This window comes from Oryzobacter faecalis (genome assembly GCF_046764005.1).
Taxonomy (GTDB): Bacteria; Actinomycetota; Actinomycetes; order Actinomycetales; family Dermatophilaceae; genus Oryzobacter; species Oryzobacter faecalis.
This window is the reverse complement of sequence record NZ_JBKOFW010000005.1, coordinates 126,773-141,634: the sequence shown is the minus strand read 5'-3', so window position 1 is coordinate 141,634 and position 14,862 is coordinate 126,773. Positions and strand designations below refer to the sequence as shown.

Annotated in this window: 16 protein-coding genes; 8 read left to right on the top strand and 8 right to left on the bottom strand. The window is 74.0% G+C overall.

Translation table 11 applies throughout. From position 1 onward, the window contains the following. The first annotated feature begins 354 nt into the window (after positions 1-354). Entirely contained in the window at positions 355-1,749 is a 1,395-nt protein-coding gene (locus tag ACK8HX_RS11345) for a DUF4832 domain-containing protein (RefSeq protein WP_411940807.1), read from the top strand. Between the two features lie 82 nt (positions 1,750-1,831). Here ACK8HX_RS11345 and ACK8HX_RS11340 read toward each other — a convergent pair whose 3' ends face one another. After that, positions 1,832-2,830, bottom strand: a complete 999-nt coding sequence (locus ACK8HX_RS11340; RefSeq protein WP_411940806.1) for a helix-turn-helix domain-containing protein — start codon at positions 2,828-2,830, stop codon at positions 1,832-1,834. Positions 2,831-2,990: 160 nt separating this feature from the next. On the opposite strand from ACK8HX_RS11340, the gene ACK8HX_RS11335 reads away from it, so the two are divergent. The 5 genes from ACK8HX_RS11335 to ACK8HX_RS11315 all read left to right on the top strand — a co-directional run bounded on the left by ACK8HX_RS11335 (position 2,991) and on the right by ACK8HX_RS11315 (position 7,757). Beyond that, positions 2,991-3,113: a hypothetical protein gene (locus ACK8HX_RS11335; protein ID WP_411940805.1), complete on the top strand. Its 123-nt coding sequence runs from the start codon at positions 2,991-2,993 to the stop codon at positions 3,111-3,113. Positions 3,114-3,258: 145 nt separating this feature from the next. Then, positions 3,259-5,223, top strand: a complete 1,965-nt coding sequence (acs, locus tag ACK8HX_RS11330; protein WP_411940804.1) for an acetate--CoA ligase — start codon at positions 3,259-3,261, stop codon at positions 5,221-5,223. 52 nt (positions 5,224-5,275) lie between these two features. Then, positions 5,276-5,815 (top strand): NADPH-dependent FMN reductase, encoded by a 540-nt coding sequence (locus ACK8HX_RS11325; RefSeq protein WP_411940803.1) that lies wholly within the window; start codon positions 5,276-5,278, stop codon positions 5,813-5,815. Between the two features lie 138 nt (positions 5,816-5,953). Then, positions 5,954-7,288: a Na+/H+ antiporter NhaA gene (nhaA, locus tag ACK8HX_RS11320; protein WP_411940802.1), complete on the top strand. Its 1,335-nt coding sequence runs from the start codon at positions 5,954-5,956 to the stop codon at positions 7,286-7,288. A gap of 73 nt (positions 7,289-7,361) precedes the next feature. Continuing rightward, entirely contained in the window at positions 7,362-7,757 is a 396-nt protein-coding gene (locus ACK8HX_RS11315; RefSeq protein WP_411940801.1) for a phage holin family protein, read from the top strand. A 4-nt stretch (positions 7,758-7,761) separates the two neighbouring features. Here ACK8HX_RS11315 and ACK8HX_RS11310 read toward each other — a convergent pair whose 3' ends face one another. The 3 genes from ACK8HX_RS11310 to nth are packed head-to-tail and all read right to left on the bottom strand — an operon-like array spanning position 7,762 to position 10,432. Continuing rightward, positions 7,762-8,970: a MarP family serine protease gene (locus ACK8HX_RS11310; protein ID WP_411940800.1), complete on the bottom strand. Its 1,209-nt coding sequence runs from the start codon at positions 8,968-8,970 to the stop codon at positions 7,762-7,764. Then, the gene (locus ACK8HX_RS11305) at positions 8,967-9,638 is read right to left on the bottom strand and encodes an NUDIX hydrolase (RefSeq protein WP_411940799.1); all 672 of its coding nucleotides are present in this window, start codon (positions 9,636-9,638) and stop codon (positions 8,967-8,969) included. Before ACK8HX_RS11305 ends, ACK8HX_RS11310 begins: the two co-directional genes overlap by 4 nt. Then, positions 9,638-10,432 (bottom strand): endonuclease III, encoded by a 795-nt coding sequence (nth, locus tag ACK8HX_RS11300; RefSeq protein ID WP_411940798.1) that lies wholly within the window; start codon positions 10,430-10,432, stop codon positions 9,638-9,640. Before nth ends, ACK8HX_RS11305 begins: the two co-directional genes overlap by 1 nt. Positions 10,433-10,521: 89 nt before the next feature. Between nth and ACK8HX_RS11295 the strand changes: the two genes are divergently transcribed. Then, complete coding sequence (locus tag ACK8HX_RS11295) at positions 10,522-11,199, top strand: Crp/Fnr family transcriptional regulator (RefSeq protein WP_411940797.1); 678 nt, start codon at positions 10,522-10,524, stop codon at positions 11,197-11,199. Here the strand turns inward: ACK8HX_RS11295 and ACK8HX_RS11290 are convergent. The 4 genes from ACK8HX_RS11290 to ACK8HX_RS11275 all read right to left on the bottom strand — a co-directional run bounded on the left by ACK8HX_RS11290 (position 11,180) and on the right by ACK8HX_RS11275 (position 14,023). After that, positions 11,180-12,007, bottom strand: coding sequence for an MBL fold metallo-hydrolase (locus ACK8HX_RS11290; protein ID WP_411940986.1), 828 nt, complete (start codon positions 12,005-12,007; stop codon positions 11,180-11,182). The two genes, ACK8HX_RS11295 and ACK8HX_RS11290, sit on opposite strands and share 20 nt — an antisense overlap. Positions 12,008-12,658: 651 nt before the next feature. Further along, positions 12,659-13,399: an NUDIX hydrolase gene (locus ACK8HX_RS11285; RefSeq protein ID WP_411940796.1), complete on the bottom strand. Its 741-nt coding sequence runs from the start codon at positions 13,397-13,399 to the stop codon at positions 12,659-12,661. Then, positions 13,392-13,865: a RidA family protein gene (locus ACK8HX_RS11280; protein WP_411940795.1), complete on the bottom strand. Its 474-nt coding sequence runs from the start codon at positions 13,863-13,865 to the stop codon at positions 13,392-13,394. The genes ACK8HX_RS11285 and ACK8HX_RS11280 overlap by 8 nt, the downstream gene beginning before the upstream one ends. Before the next feature lie 5 nt (positions 13,866-13,870). Then, positions 13,871-14,023, bottom strand: a complete 153-nt coding sequence (locus ACK8HX_RS11275) for a DUF4177 domain-containing protein (protein WP_392543294.1) — start codon at positions 14,021-14,023, stop codon at positions 13,871-13,873. A gap of 64 nt (positions 14,024-14,087) precedes the next feature. On the opposite strand from ACK8HX_RS11275, the gene ACK8HX_RS11270 reads away from it, so the two are divergent. Continuing rightward, positions 14,088-14,858, top strand: coding sequence for an alpha/beta hydrolase family protein (locus ACK8HX_RS11270; protein WP_411940794.1), 771 nt, complete (start codon positions 14,088-14,090; stop codon positions 14,856-14,858). The last annotated feature ends 4 nt before the right edge of the window (positions 14,859-14,862 follow it).

Sequence of the window (14,862 nt, the reverse complement as noted above, 5' to 3'; positions counted from 1 at the left end):
TCCTCGTGAGTGGGCGTGGCCTCGTGGGCCGGTCCTCACACGTAACCACGAAGCCGGTCACGATGGAACCAATGCCGCAGTTGCTGGGCAACGAGCGCACATTTTCTCGCCTCCATCCGGCGAAGTACCGGACAACGTGTCCAGTACTGGGGGCATGGCACCTCATCGGACCCACTGGCCCCACGAGTCACCCGAATGGTCAGGAACTGGTCAAGAATCCGTCAAACTCGTCAGTCCTTGACATCCGGCGTGTCAGCCTTGACAACCAGACACCGGTCAGCGCCTGCAGGGGGTGCTCACACCGGCCCGGGACGTCACCGCGACGACTCGGGACTCCACCCGGAGAGGAGCGTCATGAGCACCCCCGCCCGACGGCGAGTCGTCGGTGCGCTCGCCGTCCTCGCCACGGCCCTCGTGGGCACCGTGGCGGCCGCCGCGCCCACCCAGGCCCTGACCGCGAGCCGCTACACCTCACCCACCGCGACGCTGCGCCCGGCCCTCGTCGCCGGCAGCACCGACGTCGCCAACGCCCTCCGCGGGCAGTACCGCTGGCTCGGCAGCGCCCCCACCCCCTCGACGTGGACCGCCAACGACTTCTACTACCGCGACCAGGTCTACTGGGGCCGCCTCGAGCAGACCAAGGGCACCTACGACTTCCGCTGGATCGACGAGGGACTCGCCCGCGCGGGTGCCGTGGGGGGCAAGTTCGGCTTCCGCGTCATGGCCTACTGCCCCTACTGCTGGATGAACTCCCGCCCCGACTTCCCGAAGGTCACCCCGGCCTGGCTGCCGCTCCAGCCCGGCACCGACATCCCGGACTGGAACAGCGAGACCTTCCTCTCCTCGTGGGAGAAGCTCATGGCCGAGCTCGGCCGCCGCTACGGCAACGACCCGCGCCTGGGCTACGTCGACGTCGGCGGCTACGGCAAGTACGGCGAGTGGTGGGTCGACTACCCCACCCAGAAGATCACCGACGACAACGGGCTGCGCCTCGTGCGCGCCGTCAACACGGCCTTCCCGAAGCAGCACGTCCTCATCAACACGATGACGACCGTCGACTTCACGCTCAAGGCGCTCGCGACGAACCCGCGGATGGGGCTGCGCACCGACAGCCTGGGCGCCCGGAACATGAACTCGATGATCGCCGTCGACGAGCGGCTGCAGTCGGTCTGGAGGACCCGGCCGATCTACACCGAGTGGGCCCAGAACGGCGAGCCGGTGCTCGGCCGGGACCAGGTCCGGCAGTACCACCTCTCGACGATGTCGAGCGGCAACCTGCGCCTCACCTACGACCAGATGACGACCACCCAGCAGAGCGCCTACCGCGAGGCGATGACGGTGGCCGGCTACCGCTACGCCGTCTCGGAGCTGCGGACCTCGGGGCTGGTGTCCGGCGGGACCGCGAAGGTGGCGATCAAGCTCTCGAACCTGGGCACCGCGCCGACCTACGACGCCTGGAACGTCAACCTCGTCCTGCGCAGGACGTCCGGTGCCATCGTCGCGACGGTCCCGCTCGGTATCGACCTGCGGACGGTGCTCCCCGGCACGCAGACCCTGCAGCGCGACGTCCGGCTGCCCGTCATCGCCCCCGACAAGTACGTCGTGGCGCTCTCGGTCGCCGACCCCGCGGGGTACCTGGCCCCGATGCGCCTGGCCAACACCAGGCGCCTCGCCGACGGCTCCCACCAGCTCGGCGCCCTGCAGGTCATCGCCCCGACGAAGAACAGCGCCCGGCTGCTGCGCCGGTGACGGACCGGGGGGTGGGGGCGTGGCGTGCGTCGCCCCCACCCCTTCCCGCTCCTCCGACCGCCTCGTCGAGGCGGTGGGGCGGTCAGTCGTCGCGGGGGCCCGGCCCGTCGAGCCAGCCCTTGCGCACCGCGTTGGCCCCGGCCTGGAAGCGCCCCTCGGCCTGCAGCTCGGCGAGCGTGGCCGAGATGAGGCGGCGCACCGTCCGCACCGAGACGCCGAGGCGCCGGGCGACGCTCTCGTCCTTCAGCCCCAGTGACATCAGGTGCGCCACCTGGCGCAGCCGGGCCTGGCTGAACACCGATGACGAGCCGGATTCCTGTCCCGGCAGGCCCTCCGAGCGCGACCACACCTCCTCGAAGAGCGCGACGACCGGCGCGACGAGCGGCGCGCCGTGCAGGACGTAGGCGCCCGGACGCTCGGCGTCGGTGGCCGGGATGACGGCGCAGTCACCGTCGATGACGATCGCGCGGTAGGACGCCGTCTCCGACACCCGCACGAGGTGGCCGAGGGCCTCGACGTCGCGCAGGTAGGCGTCCCAGTGGGCCGCGCCGAGGGACCCGGCGCCCACGACCATCCGGCAGTCCACCCCGCGCTCGGCGAGCTCACGGTCGAGCGGCAGGCTCGCCGCGACCGCCTCCGGGGACAGGGCACCGCCGGGGCTGACCGACCACGCGGACAGCCGGGCCCGGGCGGTCAGCTGGTAGAGGCGCGAACGCACGAGCTCGGGGTCGGTGAGGAGCTCGACGCCGTCGCTGACGAAGGAGCGCCGGACGTCGACGTAGCTGGCGACGAGGTCGGGGATGGCCTCGCGGGTCTCCTGGAGGCGGGCCCGGCGGGCGAGGAGCTGCTCCTCCTCGCGCAGGATGAGCAGCTCGAGGGCACGCTCGGGCGCCACGGGGGTCCAGCGACCCTCGGCCTGGTCGACGAGCTCGCGCCCGGCGAGGGCGGACAGGGCGCCGCGGACCGTCTCCGGAGCGAGTCCCGCGACGGCTGCGAGCTCGTCGGGGCCGGCGTCCGGGGAACGGACGAGGGCGCGGTAGACCGCCTCCTCCTCACCGCTGAGCCCCAGCTCGTCGAGCACGAGTCCTCCTCCCCTCGCCCCGGCGTCCCTCGGGGTCGTGGCTGGAATGCGCCACGGCCTCAATGTGCCACAGGAGGACGTGGCGGGCCCGGGCATCGCACCGGAGGATGGGCACGCCCGCCGAGGTCGTCGGCGGGACGTCCCCACGGAAAGGCCCCTCATGCGTCGTCTGGTCATCGCCCTCGTCGTCCCCCTCGCCTGCGCCGCCGGCGCCGCGAGCGCGATGGCCGAGCCGGCACAGCCCAAGCCGACGATCATCTGGCCGGCACCCGGGACACCCTGAACAGCTCCGGGGGGAGCCGGACGGGCGTGCGGTCGCCGCTGGGCGCGCCGCACGCCCGTCCACCGTGCGCGGGAACCCCGGCGGTTGATCCCCTGCGCGAGGCACGGTTGGCTGTGCTCAGTCACCCAACGAGGAGGAGCACGCCGTGACCGACGACAGCCTGTCCAGCCACGTGCACGAGATGGACTTCGCCCCCGACCCGGCGTTCGCCGCCCAGGCCAACGGCACGGCCGACCTCTACGACGCCGCCGCCGCCGACCACGAGGGGTTCTGGGCCGAGCAGGCACGCAGCCGGGTCACGTGGGCCACGGACTTCGACCAGACCCTCGACTGGAGCGGGGCCCCCGTCGCCAAGTGGTTCGTGGGCGGGCGGCTCAACGTCGCGTACAACTGCGTCGACCGGCACGTCGAGGCCGGCAACGGCGACCGGGTCGCCATCCACTTCGAGGGTGAGGGCGGGGACACCCGCACGATCACCTACGCCGACCTCCAGCGCGAGGTGTCGAAGACGGCGAACGCGCTGACCGAGCTCGGCATCGGAGAGGGCGACACGGTCGCCATCTACATGCCGATGATCCCCGAGACGGTCTTCACGATGCTCGCCTGCGCGCGGCTGGGAGCGCCGCACTCGGTGATCTTCGGCGGCTTCTCCGCCGAGGCGCTGCACACCCGCATCGACGACGCCCAGTGCTCGCTCGTCGTCACCAGCGACGGCCAGTTCCGCCGTGGCAAGCCCGCGCCGCTCAAGGCCGCCGTCGACGAGGCGCTGACCCGCGAGAGCCCGGTCCGGAACGTCCTCGTCGTCAAGCGCACCGACACCGAGGTCGAGTGGACCGAGGGTCGCGACGTGTGGTGGCACGACCTCGTCGACCGCCAGGCCGACACGCACGAGGCCCAGCCGCACGACGCCGAGCACCCCCTCTTCATCCTCTACACGAGCGGGACCACCGGGAAGCCGAAGGGCATCTTCCACACGAGCGGGGGCTACCTCACCCAGGCCGCCTACACCAACGCGGTCGTCCACGACGTCCACCCGGACACCGACGTGTACTGGTGCACCGCCGACGTCGGCTGGGTCACCGGCCACAGCTACATCGTCTACGGGCCGCTCGCCAACGGCGCGACCCAGGTGATGTACGAGGGCACGCCCGACACCCCGCACCAGGGCCGCTGGTGGGAGATCATCGAGAAGTACGGCGTGACGATCTTCTACACCGCGCCCACGGCCATCCGGACCTTCATGAAGTGGGGAGACGACATCCCCGCGAAGTTCGACCTGTCCTCGGTGCGCGTCCTCGGGTCGGTCGGGGAGCCGATCAACCCCGAGGCGTGGCTCTGGTACCGCAAGAACATCGGGTCCGACACTGCCCCCATCGTCGACACGTGGTGGCAGACCGAGACGGGCGCGATCATGATCAGCCCGCTGCCCGGGGTCACGACGCTCGAGCCCGGGTCGGCGCAGCGCCCGATCCCCGGCGTCTCCGCCGAGATCCTCGACGACGACGGCAACCCCTTCACCGAGGCCGAGAAGGTCGGCTACCTCGTCCTCACCAAGCCGTGGCCCTCGATGCTCCGCGGCATCTGGGGCGACCCCGAGCGGTACCGCGAGACCTACTGGAGCCGGTTCGGCCCGAAGTACTACTTCGCCGGGGACGGCGCGAAGTACGACGAGAAGGGCAACATCTGGCTGCTGGGCCGGGTCGACGACGTCATGAACGTCTCGGGCCACCGCCTCTCGACGGCCGAGATCGAGTCGGCCCTCGTGTCGCACCCCAAGGTCGCCGAGGCCGCCGTCGTCGGCGCGTCCGACGAGACCACCGGGCAGGCGGTCTGCGCGTTCGTCATCCTGCGTGGTGGCGCCGCCGACGAGGGCGAGACGACGATCCAGGAGCTGCGCAACCACGTGGCCAGGGAGATCGGCCCGATCGCCAAGCCGCGGCAGATCATGATCGTTCCCGAGCTGCCGAAGACCCGCTCCGGGAAGATCATGCGGCGCCTGCTCAAGGACGTCGCCGAGAACCGCGAGGTCGGTGACGTCACGACGCTCGCCGACTCCGCGGTCATGAGCCTGATCAAGGACGGCCTGGCGAGCGGGGCGTCCTCCGACTGACCCCACGGGTCCCGGCTCATACGGTGGTCCACCCGTACGGTTGGATCACCGTATGAGTCGCCCCCGCATCGGCATCGTCACGGCGAGCACGCGCCCGAACCGAATCGGCCACCACGTCACCGCCTGGGTGACCGGGCTGGCCCCGGAGGACGTCGAGCTCGTCCCGGTCGACCTGCGCGAGCTCGCCCTCCCCCTCCTCGACGAGCCCGAGATGCCGTCGGAGGGCCACTACGCGCACGAGCACACGCGGCGCTGGGCGGCGCTCGTCGAGTCCCTCGACGCGGTCGTCCTCGTCATGCCCGAGTACAACCGCGGGTACAACGCGGCCCTGAAGAACGCCATCGACTACCTCTACGCCGAGTGGGAGGGGATGCCCGTCGCGTGCGTCGGGTACGGATGGAGCGGCGCCTCCTACGCCCGCTCAGCCCTGCGGCAGACCCTCGAGCGGATCAGGATGGTCGTCGTCGAGGGCGCCGCGCTGCGCTTCGAGCACACCCTCGACCTCGACGGCACCGTCCACGCCGACGAGGCAGCCGACGCCGACGTCCGCGCGATGTTCGCCGCCCTCACCGCGGCCGCCGCCACCCGCTGACCCCGTCGTCCGGGCACCGGGCGCCGACGCCGCTCCGCGCCCGCCTCGGTAGAATTGGCCCCGGAGCGCCGGGAAGTCTGGTCGGCAACGAGTTCTGGTGTGCCCGAGGGCCACCGACACCCCGACCGGAGGAGCCCGATGAGCCCCGCACCCGACCAGCGCCGCCCGCGGCTGTTCCGCCGCGCGCCGTGGGCGGAGACCCAGTTCGTCGCCAACGCGCTGCGCACCGAGACGATCGGCGGCGCGGTCCTCCTCGTCGCGGCCCTCGCGGCCCTGCTCCTCGCCAACAGCCCCTGGCGCGACGCCTACACGACCCTGCGCGACACCCCCGTCGGCACCGACTGGGGCCACCTGCGCCTCACCCTCGGCCACTGGGCCGCCGACGGCCTCCTCGCCGTGTTCTTCTTCGTCGCCGGGCTCGAGCTCAAGCGCGAGTTCATCGTCGGTGAGCTGAGGACGCCCGCCCGCGCGGCGATGCCCGTCCTCGCCGCCGTGGCCGGGGTCGTGACGCCCGCCCTCGTCTTCGTCGGCGTCGTGTCCGCGCTCGGCGCCGAGGGCGACGCCCTGCGCGGCTGGGCCGTCCCCACGGCGACCGACATCGCCTTCGCGCTGGCCGTCCTCGCCGTCATCGGCTCGTCGCTGCCCTCGGCGCTGCGCGCGTTCCTCCTCACCCTCGCCGTGGTCGACGACCTCATCGCGATCACGATCATCGCCGTCTTCTACACGGCCGACCTCGAGGTCGTCCCGCTGCTCCTCGCCCTGCTCCCCCTGGCCGCCTTCGCCACGCTCGTCCAGCGCCGGATCACCTCCTGGTGGCTGCTCGTGCCGCTCGCCCTCTCGACGTGGGCGCTCGTGCACGCGTCGGGGGTGCACGCGACCGTGGCGGGCGTCCTCCTCGGCCTCTCGGTCCCGGTGAAGCCGCGGCGCCGTGTCCCCGCCGTCAGCGCCATCGCTCCGGACACCGACGTCGCCCACCGCTTCGAGCACCGGCTCCGCCCGCTGTCGGCCGGGGTGGCGGTGCCGGTGTTCGCGTTCTTCGCGTCGGGGGTGACCGTCGTGGGGGGCGGGTTCGCCGCGGCCCTCGCCGACCCGGTCGCGCTCGGGGTGATGGCCGGGCTCGTCGTCGGCAAGCTCGTGGGCGTCCTCGGCGCGACGTGGCTGCTCGCCCGGTTCACCCGGGCCACCCTCGACGACGACCTCGCGTGGTCCGACGTCGCCGGCCTGGCCCTGCTCACCGGGGTGGGGTTCACCGTCTCGCTGCTCGTCGGGGAGCTGGCCTACGGGTCGGGGAGCGAGCGCGACGACCACGTCAAGCTCGCCGTCCTCCTCGGGTCGCTCCTCGCGGCGGTCCTGGCCACGGTCGTCCTGCGCGTGCGCAACCGCGTCCACCGCCGGATCGCCGAGCTCGAGAGCCACGACGCCGACGCCGACGGGGTCCCTGACGTCTACCAGCGCGAGGAGCAGGGGTCCTGAGCAGCGAGGCCACTCGGTAAGGTCGGGTGCGAGGCCCTCCGGGGCACGACCACACGTGAGCGAGGCGGAACGCATGGCGACGGGAACCGAGCGCACCATCGGCCAGCTGGTGGCCGACGCGACCCACGACCTCGAGGGCATCGTCCGCGGTGAGATCGCCCTCGCCAAGGCCGAGGTCACCACGGGCGCGAAGGTCGTCGGCAAGGGGGTCGGGCTGCTCGCCGGGGCGGGCTTCTTCGCCCTCATGGGGCTGGTGTTCGTGCTCCACGGGCTGTCGTGGGTCATCGCCGAGTGGCTGCCGGTCTGGGCCGGCTACCTCATCGTCGCGGTCCTCGTGCTGCTCGTGGCCGGCGTCCTCGGCCTCCTCGGCAAGAAGGCCCTCGAGACCGCCCGGCCCGCGCCCGAGCGCGCCATCGACCAGGGCAAGCAGACGATCGAGACGCTCAAGGGCCACGGCAGCGCGAGCTGAGGCCTCACCGGTCGGAGCAGGCCCCCGTCGGGACCCGTGAGTCGGCCGCGAGGCCCTGCCGCAGCACCGGCCCGACCTCGTCGAGGGTCAGCGCGTAGCCGGTGTCGGGGTCGTCGAGCGAGGTGGCGAAGACCATCCCGACGACGTCGCCCGACTCGTCGAGCACCGGGCCTCCCGAGCCCCCGCTGCGCACCTGGGCCCTCAGCGAGTAGATCTCGCGGACCACGCCCGGCTGGCCGTAGATGTCGGCGCCGCGGGCCGCGAGGGTCGCCCGGACGCGGGCGCTGCCCACCCACAGCCCGCGGTCGCCCGGGAAGCCGGCGAGGACCGCGGGGTCGCCGGCGTCGAGCTCGCGGCCCCGGCCGAGCGCGGGTGCCGGGAGGCCCGGGACCTCGAGGACGGCGACGTCGCGCTGCGGGTCGAAGGCGACCACGCGGGCGGCGCGCTGGCGACCGGTGCCGCGGACGCTGACGACGACCTCGGCGGCCCCGGCCACGACGTGCGCGTTGGTGACGACGCGCCCCGGCGCCGCGACCCATCCGCTCCCGACCCGGGCGCGGTCGCACGCCCCCGCGTCGGCGCGCACGTGGACGACGGAGTCGAGGGCGGCGTCGATCGCGGGGGCGTCGGCGAGGGCCGGGTCCGGCGCCGCCACGCTGGGGATCGGCTCGGGCCCGAGTCCCTCGAAGACGCGCGGGAACCCACCGGCGTCGAGGGCCCGCGTGACCCCGTCGACGAGGCGCTGCGCCGAGGACGGCACGACGTCGTCGATGGTCTGGACGACGAGGGAGCGGGCGACGAGCGAGCGCAGCTCGGTGGGGCCGCCGTGGCGCACGGTGCCGGCGACGGTCCACACGACGAGCACGGCCGCGGCGAGGACGACGACGACGCCGAGGAGGGAGTCCAGGACGCGGGCGAACGGTGCCCGGACCGCCTCGCGGACCTGGCGCCCGAGGAAGAGCATGAGCGCCTGCCCCAGGGCGGCGACCACGAAGATGACGACGACGAGCGACATCGACCCCACCGTCGTGCCGACGTGGATGCCGAACCGCTCCTCGAGGACGTCCGGGGCGAACCGCACGGCGAGGAAGGCCCCGGCGACGAGCCCGACGAGGCCGAGGACCGACGCGATGACGCCCTGCCTCCACCCCGACACGGCGTAGCCGGCGAGGGCGAGGACGAGCACGGCGTCGAGGACGACCGAGCCGGTCACCGGCCGAGCCCCCTCATCCACGGCGAGATGACGCGGTCCGGCAGCGGCCGCTCGTCGCCCTCGTCCCACGGTCGCTCGAGGCCGGCGAGCTCGAACACCGTCCCGAGCAGCTTGGCGGTGAAGCCCCACACGTACAGGTCACCGACCTCGAACGCGGGGCCGCGGTACGGCCCGAACACCGCGGTGAACCGGTTCGCGGGGTCGAGGAGGTCGGCGACCCTGACCCGGACCACGCTCTCGACCTCGCCGCGGTCGACGACGCCGATCTCGCCCGGGACGGGCCACCACGCGAGGACGGGCGTCACGGCGTTCTCGCTCGGCGTGAGGTAGAGGTCGGGCAGCGTCGCGAGGACCTCGACGCCCGCGGGGTCGAGGCCGACCTCCTCCTCGGCCTCGCGCAGCGCCGCGCCGACCGAGCCGTCGTCGCCCTCGTCGAGGCGGCCACCGGGGAACGAGACCTGCCCCGGGTGCGAGCGCAGGGTGTGCGAGCGCTCGGTGAGGACGACGTCCTCACCGCCGTCCAGGTCGGGGCCGAACAGCATGAGCACCGCCGAGCGCCGGCCCAACCCGACGGCCGGGGCGAACTCGGCGAACCACGGGTGGGCGCCGACGTCGGTGCGGGCCGCGAGCGCCGTGAGCCACGGCGGCGCGGGGGCGGGTGTCGTCATCAGGGAGCCGGTGGGTCGTCGGGGAGCGGCCCGGGCGGCGGGTCGGGAAGGGCGGCACCGGGCGCGAGCTCGTAGGCGAGCAGCCGGCGGGCCTTGACCGGGTCGGTCTCGCCCTCGCCGTAGGACGGGCAGAGGGCGGCCACCGGGCAGGCACCGCACGCGGGCTTGCGGGCGTGGCAGGTGCGGCGGCCGTGGAAGATGAGGACGTGGCTGAGCATCGTCCAGTCGCGCCGCTCGAACAGCGACCCGAGGGAGGTCTCGACCTTGACCGGGTCGGTCTCGTCGGTCCACGCGAACCGGCGCGCGAGCCGCCCGACGTGCGTGTCGACCGTGATGCCGGGGACGTCGAACGCGTTGCCGAGGACGACGTTGGCGGTCTTGCGCCCGACACCGGGCAGCGTGACGAGGTCCTGCAGCCGCCCGGGGACCTCGCCGCCGAACCGCTCGACGATCGCCTGCGACAGCGTGATGACGGAGTTCGTCTTCGCCCGGAAGAAGCCGGTGGGCCGCAGCACGGCCTCCATCTCCTCGCGGTCGGCGGCGGCGAGCGCCTCGGCCGTGGGCCAGCGGGAGAACAGCGTGGGGGTGACGGAGTTCACCATGACGTCGGTGGTCTGCGCCGAGAGGACGGTGGCGACGAGCAGCTGGAGCGGGGTCTCGAAGTCGAGCTCGCAGTGCGCGTAGGGGTAGCGGTCGTGGAGCGCACGGTACGTGCGGCGCGCCCGGCGGGTGCGGGCGACGGGGGTCTCCTCGCCCGCACGGGCACGCCGGACCACGGCGGAGGTTCGGGGCACGGACCGAGCCTACGTGCTGGCGCCGACGGTCCCCGGCCACCGTCCGCTCCTGGTCCGGGGGCCGCTCGACCTCTGGCACACTGTGGCCCGTGGACCACGACGTCGTGCGCCGAGCGCCTCTCTTCGCCACCATCGACGACCAGACGGCCGAGTCGCTCATCTCCTCGATGAGCCCCGCCCGCCTCGAGCGCGGCGACGTCCTGTTCCACGAGGGCGACCAGGGCGACCGGCTCTACGTCATCGGCGAGGGCAAGATCAAGCTCGGCCGCACGAGCAGCGACGGGCGCGAGAACCTCCTCGCCATCCTCGGGCCGGGCGAGATGTTCGGCGAGCTCTCGCTCTTCGACCCCGGGCCGCGCACCGCCACCGCCACGGCCGTGGCCGAGACCCAGGTGGTGTCGATGGGGCACGACCAGCTCAAGGAGTTCCTCCACGAGCGGCCGGGCGTGGCCACGACCCTGCTGGCCGCGCTGGCCCGCCGCCTGCGCCGCACCAACGAGTCGCTCGCCGACCTCGTCTTCACGGACGTCCCCGGACGCGTCGCGAAGGCCCTGCTCGACCTCGCTGGGCGGTTCGGCCGCCCGGTCGACGAAGGCGTCATGGTCGCCCACGACCTCACCCAGGAAGAGCTCGCCCAGCTGGTCGGCGCCTCCCGCGAGACCGTGAACAAGGCCCTCGCCGACTTCGCCTCGCGTGGCTGGCTCCGCCTCGAGGCGCGCGCCGTCCTCCTCCTCGACGTCGAGCGGCTCAAGCGCCGGGCGCGCTGACCCAGGCGACGCCGAGGAAGTCCAGCTGCGCGCGGATCGACATCCGCGCCGCCGGCCACACCTCCTGCGGCACCCCGGCGTAGACCCGCGTCAGCACCCCCTCGACGGGGTCGGCCTCGGTGGCCGCGCCGTCGGCGAGCGCCTGGCGCACCTGGTCGAGCCGCTCCGTGCGGTGGGTGGCGTAGAACGCGACCATGGCGGCGGCATCCGGCACGACCGGGCCGTGCCCGGGGAGGATCGTCGTCACCGCGCCGTCGCCGGTGAGGGCGCGGAGGCGGTCGAGGGAGTCGAGGTAGGCGGCGAGCTCGCCGTCGGGGTGGGCGACGACGGTCGTCCCGCGCCCGAGGACGGTGTCGCCGGTGAGGAGGGCGTGGTCCGCGGGGAGCGCGAAGGAGATCGAGTCGGCGGTGTGCCCGGGGGTGGCGACGACCCGCACGTCGAGGCCGCCGGTCGAGACGCGCGAGCCGTCCGCGAGGTCGTCGTGGCCGGTGCCGACGGCCCTCGTGGGGGCCCCGGTCAGCTCGGCGAACCGTCCGGCGGACTCGGCGTGGTCGTGGTGGCCGTGGGTGAGGATCGTCAGGGCGACTCGGGCGCCGCGTTCCCCGACGTGGCGGAGGACGGCGGCGAGGTGGGCCTCGTCGAGGGGGCCCGGGTCGACGACGACGGCCTCGGTGGAGCCCGGCTCGAGGAGGACCCACGTGTTGGTGCCGTCGAGCGTCATCGGTCCGGGGTTCGGGGCGAGGACGCAGTGGGCCCGCTCGGTCACCGTGCCCCCGCTCCAGGGAGCGCGCGTCGAGGGCGGCGGCATCGCGGTCACGCCCCCACCCTGCCACCCCGGTCCCCACCGACCGACCGGACACGGGCCGGGTCGCCGACGGCCGGCCGTCGGCGCACCGGCAGGAGGGGACGGCGCCCGCCGGGGGACCTACGTGCTCCCGGATGCCGGGGAGCACCTCGCCGCGGCACGTCTGCGGACGGTGCTCGACTTCGGCCGCGTCCTCCCTTTCCCCGAAGGCCTGGCCGTCGCCGACTCCGCGCTGCGTTCGGGCAGGGTCACCGCGGGCGAGCTCGCCGATGCGGCTCGCCGTGCGAGGGGCCCCGGCTCGCGCGAGGTCCGCCGCGTGGCTCTGCACGCGGACGGGCGGGCGGCGAACCCGTTCGAGTCGGTGCTGCGCGCGCGCTCGCCATCGAGGAGGGGTTCGACCTCGCCTCGGCTGGAGATCAGCGACTCGGGCCTCCACGCGATCGTCGACCTCGGGAGCGAGGAGCTGCGGCTCGTCGTCGAGGCCGAGGGGTTCGAGCACCACGGCGCGCGTGAGGGCTCCGCAAGGACTGCCGCCGGCACACCGAGCTCAGCGTGTTCGGCTGGTGGTGTGCTGCGAGCGTGCGGGAGGGACTCGCGCCGACGTCGCAGCGTCGATGTCCGGTCGGTCCGTCGGCCGGCGTCCCGATGACGCCGTCAGGGGAGGACGGTGCGCAGCACGAGCGTGCCGTCGTCGCGGCGGACGAGCTCGGGGAGGACGCGCGCCACCCTCGGCCGGTCGGCGAGGAAGGTCCTCGCGTCGTCGAACGCCTCCAGCTGCTGGAGCGAGACGACGGTGGGCGGCAGCATCCGCACGTCGCCGGCCGCGTGCCGGGTGAGGAGGTCGGCCGCGCGCACCCATCCGCTGCGGTCGGACTCTGTCGAGGTCTCCCGCGCCTCCTGGTCCTCCGGCATGAGCGCCGCGAGGATCCACGTGTCGTAGCGCCGCGGCTCGAACGCGGGCGTCACCCAGTGGGCCCGCCCCCGCAGGTCGGACACCGAGATCCGCACACCGCACTCCTCCTCCACCTCGCGCACCGCGGCCGCGGCGAAGGGCGCGGCCTCCGCAGCCGTGACCCCCATCGCGCCGGCCAGCTCGGCGAGACCGGGCGTCGACGGCGGCAGGGCGTGGTCGGCAGGGTCGACCCCACCGCCGGGGAAGACGACGGTGGAGGGGGCGAACGCCATCGACCGCACCCGCCGCTGGACGTACACCTCGGGACCGGCGGAGCCGTCCCGCACGAGCATCACCGTGGCGGCCGCGCGCAGCGGGCCGTCGACGCGCTCGGCCGCGGCCATCCACTCCTCGGCCCTCGCGGCCAGCCCGGGGTCGCGGGAGACGGGGTGCTCGACCACCCGGCCCGAACCGTCGCCGGAGACGGCGGCGCCCTCAGCCACGGACGTGGACGATGACCTCGACCTCGACCGGGGCCCCGAGCGGCAGGGCCGCGACGCCGACGGCGGACCGGGCGTGCACGCCCGCCTCGCCGAAGGCCGACCGGAACAGCTCGGAGGCGCCGTTGACGACGCCGGGCTGACCGGTGAACGAGGGGTCGGAGGCCACGAAGCCGACGACCTTGACGACGCGCTCGACGCGGTCGAGGTCACCGATGACCGACTTCACGGCGGCGAGGGCGTTGAGGGCGCACACCTGCGCGAGCTCCTTGGCCCGTTCCGGTGACACCAGCCCCTCGCCATCGCCGACGTGCCCGCTCTCGAGCAGCGTGCCGTCGACGACGGGCACCTGACCCGAGACGTAGACGCGCGACCCGTCGAGGAGGGCCGGCACGTACGCGGCGACGGGCGTAGCGACCTCGGGGACCCTCAGGCCCAGCGCCGCCAGGCGGTCCTCCACCGCTCCCACCGGGCTCAGCCCTTCGGGCGCTTGAGGTAGGCGACGAGGTTACCCTCGGGCATGGTGAGGACCTGGACGAGCTCCCAGCCGTCGGCGCCCCACTGGTCGAGGATCTGCTTGGTCGCGTGCACGATCAGCGGAACGGTCGCGTACTCCCACGTGGTCATGACGGGGAGCCTACTGCCGGGCGGGGACCCCGCCCCGGCCTCCCCCGCGGCTACCGTGGCGACGATGAGCGAGAACCAGACCGACATCCTCTTCCGCAGCGCCCGGCCGCCGGACCGCACGGAGGTGACCGGTCCCGGGCCCACCGACCTCTACGACGTCTGGGAGCCCACCCCCGAGCGGGCGCGCGGCATCACCGTCGCCCTCGTCCACGGCGGCTTCTGGCGCGCCGAGTACGACCGCACCCACCTCGCGCCGCTCGCCGAGGCCCTCGCCCGCGACGGCTTCCACGTCGCCAACGTCGAGTACCCGCGCACCGGGATGGACGGCGGCGGCTGGCCGGGCACCGGTGCGGCCGTCCGCGCCCGGATGGAGTCGGTCCGCGCCGACGAGCACCTCCCCGGCCGCGTCGTCGCCGTCGGCCACTCCGCCGGCGGCCACCTCGCCCTGTGGCTCGCCTCGGAGGACCGCCTCCCCTGGCTCACCGGCGTCGTCGCCCTCGGGCCGTGCGCCGACCTGCGCGAGGTCGACCGGCTGGGGCTGAGCGCCGACGCAGCCCGCGACCTCCTCGGCGGCACCCGCGAGGAGCGCCCCGACGCCTGGGCCGACGCCGACCCGGGGCGACAGCGCCTGACGACCCCGGCGGCGATCGTCACCGGCGAGGCCGACGACATCGTCCCCGCGAGCGTCACCGAGGCCTACCGCGCCGGCCGCGCGGACGGCGAGCCCCTCAGCACCGCGGTCGCCCGCCGCGCCGACCACTTCGACCTCGTCGACCCCGCCACGGACGCCTACCTCCTCGTCCTCGCCGAGGTCGAGGAGCTCACCCTGCGCTGAGCCG